Below are 1,164 nucleotides of genomic sequence, written 5' to 3' on the forward strand. Positions count from 1 at the left end.
CTAAATAGCTGTTCCGAATAGTAGATCACCGGAGGAAGGGAACTCAGTCCAGTTTGTGCGATCTGATTAGTCGCTAAACAAAACAAGCCACACCCAAAGGACTGAGTTGATGCCTATCCTACCACCTCTGCCACGACCACAACGGCGCCGCATTCACAAAATCATCCATGCCACCCGTGATAAAGGACATGCTCGTCGCTTGATGGCCATCTTGCTGTTACATGAAGGACGCACGATCACCGATGTTCATCACCTTACCGGCGCTGCGCGCTCGACCATCGGTCGTTGGCTTCGGTGGTATCGAGATGAAGGCATAGATGCGCTAGAAGCCTTACCGGCTGGCCGTGCCCCAGTCTTACCTATCGCCAAGATTGTCACCCTACTGGTGCTGCTCATGCAGTTTTCTCCGCAAGATTTTGGTTATCAGCGCAGCCGTTGGTGTACTGAACTATTGGCTATAAAAATCAATCGGTTAACAGGGCTCAATGTGGCAGCCTCCACGCTCCGCCGATGGTTACCTCGTATGGGCATTGTCTGGCGCAGGCCCGTGCCGACCTTGCGGATAAAAGACCCAGCCTATCAGGAAAAAATGGCGAATATCGACGCCGCGCTGGCCCGCTGTGATGCCGATAATCCGGTGTTTTATGAGGATGAAGTCGATATAGACCTCAATCCCAAATTAGGAGCCGACTGGATGTTCAGAGCGCAGCAAAAGCGGGTTGTCACACCGGGGCAGAATGCCAAGCATTATCTGGCAGGCGTTCTCCACGCAGGCAACGGAAGGGTACTTTACGTCAGCGGGATCAAGAAAAACTCATCGCTGTTTATTGCCATGCTGGAAAAGCTGCGCCACCACTACCGACGAGCCAAAACCATCACGTTGATCCTCGATAACTACATCATTCACAAAAGCAAACAGACCGAGCGATGGTTGAAGAAGAATCCCAAGTTCTGCCTGGTGTTCCAGCCAGTTTACAGCCCTTGGGTTAATCACATAGAACGGCTATGGCACAAGTTACATGAAACCATCACGCGCAATCATCAATGCAGAGGGATGGCAAACCTGCTGGCCCGAGTGAAACACTTCATGGATACCGTGTCTCCTTTCCCGGGGAATGGCTATGGCACAGCGAAGGTGTAGCACTATTGGGATCAGTTATTTAG

The 1,164-nt window shown here is 51.6% G+C and carries 1 protein-coding gene; it reads left to right on the plus strand.

Annotation, left to right across the window (positions count from 1 at the left end; all coding sequences use genetic code 11):
- The first annotated feature begins 109 nt into the window (after positions 1 to 109).
- A complete protein-coding gene (locus OKB87_RS23515; RefSeq protein ID WP_001809438.1) occupies positions 110 to 1,141 on the plus strand; it encodes an IS630-like element ISAhy2 family transposase in 1,032 nt (343 codons plus the stop codon).
- Positions 1,142 to 1,164 lie beyond the last annotated feature (23 nt).

The sequence above is a fragment of the Aeromonas sp. Y318-1 genome (genome assembly GCF_027706125.1).
GTDB classification, from domain to species: Bacteria; Pseudomonadota; Gammaproteobacteria; order Enterobacterales; family Aeromonadaceae; genus Aeromonas; species Aeromonas hydrophila.